The organism is Skermania sp. ID1734 (assembly GCF_007489285.1).
GTDB lineage: Bacteria > Actinomycetota > Actinomycetes > Mycobacteriales > Mycobacteriaceae > ID1734.
Genome location: NZ_VLIY01000036.1, coordinates 1 through 9,189, shown reverse-complemented (window position 1 = coordinate 9,189; position 9,189 = coordinate 1). Strand labels below are relative to the sequence as shown.

The 9,189-nt window shown below is 61.4% G+C and carries 5 protein-coding genes and 4 pseudogenes; 5 read left to right on the top strand and 4 right to left on the bottom strand.

All coding sequences use genetic code 11. The features are described from left to right. The 4 genes and pseudogenes from FOS14_RS25050 to FOS14_RS24245 form a co-directional block, all read left to right on the top strand. Window positions 1–224 (top strand): annotated as a pseudogene (locus FOS14_RS25050) (DUF6262 family protein); the annotation flags it as partial. An 80-nt stretch (window positions 225–304) separates the two neighbouring features. Further along, window positions 305–1,432, top strand: a pseudogene (locus FOS14_RS24255) (Tn3 family transposase); the annotation flags it as partial. 120 nt (window positions 1,433–1,552) lie between these two features. Next, window positions 1,553–2,500: a hypothetical protein gene (locus FOS14_RS24250; protein WP_143773408.1), complete on the top strand. Its 948-nt coding sequence runs from the start codon at window positions 1,553–1,555 to the stop codon at window positions 2,498–2,500. A 95-nt stretch (window positions 2,501–2,595) separates the two neighbouring features. Further along, a pseudogene (locus tag FOS14_RS24245) lies at window positions 2,596–5,352 on the top strand (DEAD/DEAH box helicase family protein); the annotation flags it as partial. 224 nt (window positions 5,353–5,576) lie between these two features. On the opposite strand, the gene FOS14_RS24240 reads toward FOS14_RS24245, so the two are convergent. The 4 genes and pseudogenes from FOS14_RS24240 to FOS14_RS24225 form a co-directional block, all read right to left on the bottom strand. After that, window positions 5,577–5,873 carry a hypothetical protein gene (locus FOS14_RS24240; RefSeq protein WP_143773406.1) on the bottom strand — a complete coding sequence of 99 codons (297 nt, stop codon included), beginning with the start codon at window positions 5,871–5,873 and terminating at the stop codon, window positions 5,577–5,579. Continuing rightward, entirely contained in the window at window positions 5,873–6,859 is a 987-nt protein-coding gene (locus tag FOS14_RS24235; protein WP_143773405.1) for a caspase family protein, read from the bottom strand. Before FOS14_RS24235 ends, FOS14_RS24240 begins: the two co-directional genes overlap by 1 nt. A gap of 6 nt (window positions 6,860–6,865) precedes the next feature. After that, the gene (locus FOS14_RS24230; RefSeq protein WP_143773404.1) at window positions 6,866–7,237 is read right to left on the bottom strand and encodes a TIR domain-containing protein; all 372 of its coding nucleotides are present in this window, start codon (window positions 7,235–7,237) and stop codon (window positions 6,866–6,868) included. A 263-nt stretch (window positions 7,238–7,500) separates the two neighbouring features. Then, window positions 7,501–8,889 (bottom strand): annotated as a pseudogene (locus tag FOS14_RS24225) (restriction endonuclease subunit R); the annotation flags it as partial. A gap of 86 nt (window positions 8,890–8,975) precedes the next feature. On the opposite strand from FOS14_RS24225, the gene FOS14_RS25045 reads away from it, so the two are divergent. After that, on the top strand, window positions 8,976–9,189 hold a 214-nt coding region (locus FOS14_RS25045; RefSeq protein ID WP_221936767.1), incomplete at its 3' end, for a hypothetical protein.

The window sequence follows — 9,189 nt, the reverse complement described above, 5'->3', positions numbered from 1 at the left end:
CAACCGCATCCGGATCATTGCCCGACCGGCAACGGGCTTCAGAGGCATCGCTTCTGCGTCGTCTGGAAGTCGCCGACGCTCGCATCCGCCGACTCGAAGCCGACAACAAGCAACTCCGTGCAGCGCTCGCCCAGGCCCTGGGCGAAAACCGAGCGGCCCAGATCCAGGGCAGCGTTCGCGACACGCCGAAGAGGAGAAATTCCGCGCTGATCGGACCGTGCTGAAAGCAGCCGTCGATGACATATCCAGATCGCAAAACGCCAGGTCACAGGCTCGTTGATGTCGAGAACTCAAGATAACGCTCGCGACCAACATGGGGCTCACCGCGATGGCGCACGCCTCGGGGATCTCCTACGACGTGCTGGCGTGGACCTCGGAATGGTATCTGCGTGAACCGACCCTGCGGGCCGGCAACGCCGTCATCGTCGACTACCACCACGGTCTGCCGATGAGCCAGCGGTTCGGGTCGGGAACCCTGTCGTCGTCGGATGGGCAGCGGTTCCCGATGCGCGGCAAGTCGCTGACCGCCCGGCACCTGTCGCGGTACTTCGTCGACGAAGGCATCTCGACCTACACCCACGTCTCCGACCAGCACTCCACCTACGGCACGAAGATCATCGTCGCGACCGACCGCGAAGCCCACTATGTGCTGGACGAAATCCTCGGCAATGCAACCGATCTGCCGATCACCGAGCACGCCGTCGACACCGGCGGCGTCACCCTGGTCAACTTCGCGCTGTTCGATCTGGTCGGGTTGACACTGTCCCCGCGCATCCGCAACCTCGGCCGGATCGTGCCCTACCGGCTCGGGCCACGCCGCGACTATCTCGCCGACTATCCTCATGCCGGGCCGTTGCTGACCGCGATCGCCGACGACGAACTGATCGTCGCGGAGTGGGACAACATGCTGCGTCTGGCCGCGTCGTTCAAGTACGGGCACACGACCGCGTCGCTGCTGGTCGGCAAGCTGTCGGCCAGTTCACGCCAGAACCGCCTCGCCGCCGCGCTGAAAGAGTGGGGCGCGGTCCGCCGCACGATCTTTGCCTGTCGGTACCTATCGGACGAAACCTATCGCCGCAAGATCGGGCGGCAGCTGAACAAGGGCGAATCGATGCACGCGCTCCGTCGCGACCTGCACTTCGCCGGACTCGGAAAGATGACCAGGCACCACCACGAGCAACAGACCGAGCAAGCGTGGTGTCTCACGGTGGTCACCAACGCGATCATCTGCTGGATGACCGAATACCTCGGCCTCGCCGTGGATGCGCGCAGTGCTGCCGGACAACCGATCGACGACGCGGTACTCGCGGACATTTCACCAGCCCACAGCGAACCCGTGCACTTCTTCGGATCGATCCCGATCGATGTCGACAAGGAACTCGCTCAACTGGACGCCACCGGTTACCGGCCGCTGCGGAACCCCAGCACCTGACCCTGTTCCTCGTGTCCGTTGAAGGAACCTCAACCGGACAACAACGCGTCAGGATGTGCCGACAACGATGTCGAAGCTCCCCCGACAGAACTTGTCGGTAGGAAATGCCATGGTTGTGGAATGTCGATCGACGGTAACGGCACACTCGAAGGCCTCGAACAGTTCATGGCACGCTTGGGTCGTATCGACGCACGCGCAGCACGAGCGGGGGCGCTCACCACCTGGGGCTTGCACCCACAACGGGCTGATCCCGACAGCAGCCTGGCGCTCGACGACGCTGGTTTCATGCCCGACCGAAGCCCATTGGTCGAATCGATGGCGTTATGGCCGATTATGGCGGCGACCGACAGTCTGACAACGGCATCGGAGCTGATGCTCCGCGTGACCAAGAAGACCGACTTCTCCACCAAGGCCCAGCTTCGCGCACCTTCAGTAATGGGATTGTGCCGCTCCGCGGTGGAATCGTCCGGTCGAACGATTTGGCTGCTCGGCAACCAGGATCGAGATGTACGGCGACAACGCGCAGTAGGCCTGCTGGTCAACGAGCTGAAGCAGCAGACCAACTACAACGGCAACGAGGTCGACAACCTCCGCACCGGCAAGATCGCTGCCCCTCCCCAGCAGAGGAAGGCCTTCGAGAAGGGACACAAAGAGTTGCTCATCGAGTACAACCAGCTCAAGTCCAACACTGCAGCCTACGAATCCCCGCCTGGGTTCGGGACGACAACCGAAAGAGCTGCTGACTGGATCGACGAGCACATACCCCCACATGACCGCGGAGAGTTGGCGAAGGGCGGCATGGCAATCGGCGTCCGGCGCATGTACTCGATCAGCTCCGCCGTCGGGCACGGCATGCAGTGGGCCAACGACTACGCTCGCAACGGCGACCTCTTTGCGATGCTCGCCGAGGCGCTCGCTGCCTCGGTGAACATGACCGAGTGCGCGGTTGCTTTGATAGAGGCACACTCGCAGAGTCCCACTAACGCGACACGCCGAAGGCGGCAATACCCAAGACAGCTCGAACCCACAATCACGGAATGGAAGAGACTTTTCCCCTCGACGGCCTGATCGACGTCGGCTCCAACAGCTTGCTTCAAGCGCTCAGGCACTCGCCACGGTGTCCGTGTCCCCACGCACTGGTCAGTGCGGCATGATTCGACGTTATGGCGACGCTGCACGAGGTGATCGAGGCGTTCCGTGCGGAACCGACGAACTCCGAGCGGGGCACGAAGTTCGAGCAGTTGATGGTCCGCTATTTCCAACTCGACCCGATGCTGTCGCAGCATTACGACGCAGTGTGGCGCTGGATCGACTGGCCCGACCGGGCGGGGAAGGTTGATACGGGTATCGACCTCGTTGCCCGGGAACGCGATACAGGTCAGTACACCGCGATTCAGTGCAAGTTCTACGAACCCACCCACACCCTCGCCAAGGCCGACATCGATTCCTTCTTCACCGCGTCCGGCAAACAGCCGTTCACCAACCGGGTGATCATCTCGACCACCGACCGATGGGGCCGCAACGCCGAAGACGCACTGGACAGCCAGACGATCCCCGTGCAGCGGATCGGGCTCGCGGAGATCGCCGAGTCACCGATCGACTGGGACATCGCATGGCCGGGGGGTGAGCTCGAGGTCGTCCTGACCGAGGCGAAGCGACACGACCCCCGTCCGCATCAACAGACCGCGAGCGACGCTGTCTTCGCAGAATTCGCCGCGGGACACGACCGTGGGAAGCTGATCATGGCCTGCGGTACCGGGAAGACGTTCACCGCGTTGAAGATCGCCGAACGCACCGCACTGGAGAACGGTGGCACCGCGCGTATCCTTTTCGCCGTTCCGTCGATTTCGCTTCTGGCGCAAACACTTCGGGAATGGACCGCACAGACGACGCTCGACATCCGGGCGTTCGCGGTGTGCTCGGATACGAAGGTGTCGCGGTCGGCGGAGGACTACAACACCCACGACGTGTCGATCCCGGTCACGACCGATCCGGGCAAGCTTGCCGCAGAGATGACCCGCCGCAAACGGTCCAAAGGGTTGACGGTCGTGTTCACGACCTACCAGTCACTGCCTGTGGTCGCGGGAGCGCAAACCCTGGGTGTGGACCCGTTCGACCTGGTGATCTGCGATGAAGCCCACCGAACGACGGGTGTCACGCTCCCCGGGGTGGACGAGTCGAACTTTGTCCGGGTCCACGACGGCGACTACCTGAAAGCCGCTCGCCGCCTGTACATGACGGCGACACCCCGCATCTTCGACGACACCGTCAAGGACAAGGCAACCGAAGCCGCAGCCGAGTTGGCGTCGATGGACGACGAGCAAACCTACGGCCCCGAGTTCCACCGCCTCTCGTTCGGCGAAGCCGTCGACCGGGGCCTGCTGACCGACTACAAGGTCCTTGTCCTCACCGTCGACGAAGAACTCATCGCAGCCCCGATGCAGGCACAACTCGCCGGCAAACACAGTGAACTCCGCCTCGACGACGCATCGAAGATCGTCGGGTGCTGGAACGGGCTCGCGAAGCGGGCCGGTCATTCCCCCGACGGGACCGGGTTCCCGGCCGGGGAGCCACCGATGCGGCGAGCAGTCGCATTCGCGAAGGACATCGCGACCTCCAAACAGGTCGCCGAGGTCTTCCCCGCGATCGTGGATGCCTATCGCGATCTGCTGGTCACCGACGAGAATGACGGCAACCCGGTTGCCACCACGAACAGCGACCTGGCCTGCGAGGTCCGGCACGTCGACGGCACGTTCAACGCACTGCAACGCCACGAACAACTGTCCTGGCTGAAAGCGCCTGTCCCCGAAGGTGAATGCCGGATCCTCACCAACGCCCGCTGTCTGTCCGAAGGTGTCGACGTGCCCGCGCTGGATGCGGTTCTGTTCCTGCACCCCCGCAGCTCCGTCGTCGACGTCGTCCAATCGGTGGGCCGGGTCATGCGCCGCTCTCCGGGCAAGGATTACGGCTACATCATCCTGCCGGTTGCCGTGCCGGCCGGTGTCAGCCCGGCTCAAGCGCTCGGCGACAACCTGCGGTTCAAGGTCGTGTGGCAGGTACTCAACGCGCTACGCGCCCACGACGAACGGTTCAAGGCGATGGTCAACTCCATCGCACTGAACACCGGCACCAAGGATCAGCAAGGCAAAGGCAACGACCGACTGCTGGGTGGGCACATCGGCCCCACCCGCGACGACAACGAATCCGTCGACACAAGTGACCGAACACCCCAGAACGACCCTCCATCGGAGGCTGACAAGGCCACGAACATGGCGTCGCAGATGGCGTTGTTCTCACTGTCAGACTGGCAAGAAGCAATCTATGCCCGGATCGTCGACAAAGTCGGCACCCGCGCCTACTGGGAAGACTGGGCGGCCGATGTCGCCGACATTGCAGCGACACTGCAAACCCGGATCGAGGCGATCCTCGCCACCGCCGATAGCACCGTCGCCGACGGGTTCACCGCATTCCACAAAGGCTTGCGGGACAACCTGAACGAGTCGATCACCCGAGACAACGCGATCAGTATGCTCTGCCAGCACCTGATCACCGCGCCGGTGTTCGACGCCTTGTTCGGCGACCACGAGTTCGCGGCGCGCAACCCCGTATCACGGGTGATGCAGGCGATGGTCGACCGGCTGCACGACTCCGGCCTGGAAGCCGAGACCGCGAAACTCGAAGGGTTCTACAACTCGGTCCGCAAAAAAGCGTCGGAGGTCAAGACTGCCGAGGGCAAGCAGACCGTCGTCAAGGAGCTGTACGAGAGGTTCTTCCGGATCGGCTTCAAGAAGCAGGCCGAGGCGCTCGGCATCGTGTACACGCCGATCGAGGTCGTCGACTTCATCCTCCGTGCTGCCGATTCCGCGTCAAAGGCAGCATTCGGGCGCGGTCTCACCGATAAGGACGTGCACATCCTGGACCCAGCATTTATGCGAAATTTTGGCGTCTCACGAGACAGCAATGCCGGCGAATCAAGGTCAGGCGAGCGAATCCTGGGGTTTGCCGTTTCAGCTCCTTCGTTGATGATGGCTTGTCCCAGGGTGTTGTCTTTGAAGCCAGCCTCCTTCTGTCCCGCTTGGCTTCCTCCATGTAATTGTCAACTTGCTGCTTCAACGTCTCCATGAAGCTCTGGGCATCGCGCCGCCTACCCCTCCGCAGCGGGCGCCTTGATGGCCGCACCGATGATCGGCAAGTAGCGCCTCACCTGTTCACGATCACTATCCTTCTCCGAATCGCTCAAGTTCTCGTAGGGGGTCTCGATCTGGGTTTGCCAACGCTTTGCTAAATGAGCGGGGATGATCAAAGACCCGTCCTTCGCACGCTGGCACTGGTCATGCATGTATTGCTGCCAATGAGCCCATCGTTCATGCTCGATAGCGGCGAGCTTTTCCATGAGTTCGGGCGTGTCCAGACGTGCCTGGACATCTCTTTCGGTGGACATCAGATGAGGCCGTCGTCGACGAGTTTCCAATAGTGCTGGCCAAGTACAGTCAGCTCGCAGCCGTGTGACCCCATCGCCGCGTGCCACATGTGTGGGGCACCGACGGGCCTCACGAGGTTGACCTTGACATAGTTTTGCAGTACCGCGAAGACAGCCGTGTGGGCCGGATCGGGCGCTGGAACCGAAGGATCTTCGAAGCCGGAGCGGTGCGGCTCGTAGCTGGGATCGAGGCTGAATACGGTTGTAGGAGAGGGGAATATGTCAGTCAGCTGCTGCAGCTCAGCCAGTTCAATTGGCGCAGTAGCCTCCCGCAATGAGATGAAGGTCTTTACGTTGGTCTTGAAAACTGGGCGTTGCGCCCAAGGCCCAAGCGATTGGTCGATGTGCGCATAGACGCTTCCAGGAGTAATTGCTCCTACGAGGTTCGCGGCAGCTCCACTGAGAGCGTCGACGAACAGGCTCGTGAAAACGCCTGATCCACCTCCGGGCGTCTCCATCGCGTACTGGTCAGCGGTCGACGCGGTGAGAATAGTGACACCATCGGAAATCTCGGCAACGTTCTGGCTGAGGGCGCTTGTTCCCGCAATGCCCGCGTGACAACTGTCCAGGATGATGACCTTATTCTTTGCCTTCGACGAGTTGGCCAAGGACATTAGTTCTGCCAGCGACAGACCGTCGTCGCCTGACTGGCAGTCGCTGGCACAAAGGAAGCCTCCGGTGTCTTCGATGTATCCGTGACCGGCAAAGAAGAAGAGTGCTATATCGGCGTCATCGGCGAAAAGCTTCCGGACCGATTCCTTGAGTTCGAGCCTAGTAACCTCGGCCCCAGGGCCGGTCCCGACCAGCAGGTGCGGGGTGGGGAAATTCAGCGTGCCGTCGGCATTCCGCTCGAGAACGTTCTTCACAGCGTGGGCATCGTTGACCGCCCCGCTGAGGTCCCCAATGTATGGGTAGTGGTCGATTCCGACGATCAGCGCCTTCCGCACGACGACCTACAGGGAGTCGATGAAGTTGCTGATGTTTTCATCGCTCCACGTGTACGTGGGCACCCCCGAAATGTTGGTGCGGTCGTCTTTATACGCCCAGATCCCCCGGATCGGCTTGCCCTCATCTTTGGCGCACTGGATCTCCCACTTCTGCCCCGAGGACGTCAGTGAGTTCTTGCTCACCAGCACGATCACTCCGTCCGAGCGACGGATCCGCGTCCGCACTTTGTCTTTCCACTCGGACTCGTACGGTTGCTTGACCGACATGTCGATGAACTCGAAGGGCGTGCGGGGGTGCAGGGACTGACCCTTCAGGAAGTCCCTTTGACGCTCGTCCTCGATCGCGAAGGCGATGAAAATGACCTTGGTGTCTGCCACGGTGCTCCTCGGTGAGCGTGTCGTCACCGCGCCCGGTTGGCCGGTGAAATCACCAGCGAAGTTTACCGGGGAGCACCGACAAGATGGCCGTCGCAGAATCCGAATACTGGTGGCTTGCCTCCCATCGTCAGAAGAGCCACGTGGTCGAGCACCCACAGCGCCGTTGGCAGACCAATTCGACACGTTCTGATATCTCGCATTGCCAGCAATCGACGATGCCCACAGATCCCAGCATCTTTTCCGTCATTTGGACACACCCCTGATCATGTCGTCACGAGCTGCATCAGCTCGGTGTAGTCGGTGACAACCTCGTACTTGACGTTCTCGCCGTTCTTCTCGTTCAGCGACGCGAAGAACTTCCGGGCGCATTCGATCTTCGCGTCCTCGACTCCTTTGAGCTGAAGCGACGAGAGTGAGCCTTTGGTCTCGGCGACGAAGTAGATGTGTTTGACCGTTCCCTCGGTGAACGCGATGGCCCAGTCTGGGTTGTAGTCACCTACGGGGGTCGGAATGAAGAATCCGCGTGGCAGCTTCGCGTAGACGGCAACCTCCTGACTGGTATCGAGCTCGGTGACAAAGTCGCGCTCGACCTTGGAGTCTGTGACGACGTAGTCGTAGATGTGCTTGGTCAGCTTGTTGCCAGCGTGGGTGAGGTCCTGCTTGGTCTGGTTCTCTGTGAAAATCGCTGTGTCGAAACGGTCTTCGAGCGCGTCGTAGGTCAGGTGCTCGACGATCGCTGTTGCCTTCTGCTCGTTGATGAGTCGGGCGGCCTCGGTGATGAACTGCTCCGGATTGAGCCGGAATTTGGCAAACGTCTCCGGGGTGACTCCGCTGAGGATTGCCGCCGCCGTACGACGGGTGAGCTGAGTTTTTTCCGTGATTTCACCGAGTAGGTCGTACCTGACCTGGGACGCGGCCGACACCGTCGCGGTGTGGGTTGTAGTGCTGGCCACGTCGAACCCGGCGCCGCTGGTGAGGTCGTCAGCTTCGAGGGCGTCGCGCTGCGTGCCAGCTTGGACCACGTATTGCATCGCGGCGACCTTGAGATGCTTGTCGAGTGCGTGAATGCACTTGGTGACGAGCTCGGATGAGTCGAACTCGACCTGATAGACGGCCTTCTGGTTGATCCGGCGCCACAGGGCCTGGAACTCTTTCTTGGCGAAGTTGGCCTCATTGAGCGGGATCTTCTTGGGCTTGCGGTCGTCGGTTGGGGCCGGGACATCGATGTTCAGCGAGTCGACCAAGGGCAACAGAAACTTGAGCACGGGTTTCAGGGCCTCGGATGTCGGCTCTGCCAGGGTGCCAGCCTCTTTCGCTGCCTTGTACTCGTCGGAAAGCGTGTCATCCTCGTTCAGGTAGTCGTTCTTGATCAGGTACTTATAGAGCGCCTGCGCGAGGGCTTCCTCGACTAGCGACTCGCCGTCTTCGGTCTGAATTGTCTTGCCGGTGAAGAACTTCACGCTTGCCTTGCGTGGCCGCGCAGCCAGCGAGTCGGAGATTTCCTTTTGTAGTCCTGCGACGAAGTCGGTGTAGGACTCGTCGGTGACAACTGTCAACTCGTTGATGTCGTGCACCGTGACGGGGTTGTCCATACGTTCGCCATGTTGGTCGACGGCCAAGCGCAGGCCGCGGCCGATCTCTTGTCGCCGCGATCGCCTCTGAGGAACAACGGAACGAAAAGTCACGGTAGACCGAGTTCGTAGGTTCACGATGCGAGTGACCTGTGCGCCTAGGCCGTGTGAGCACGTCATGGATGGATTGGGCAGATGAGCTCTGGGGACACGGCCCAGCCATTGTCAGTGAGCCAGCACGCGACCGTATCCGGTATGCCGCCGCCTGGGTCGGCGTAGACGCCGGCAACCAACGGGCCGTTGCCGCAGCGTCCGCACATCACGGTCAAGACCTGCTCGTGAGGCTGGCAGCGCGCGCAGTGCTGCTCTTCGTGAAGAAGT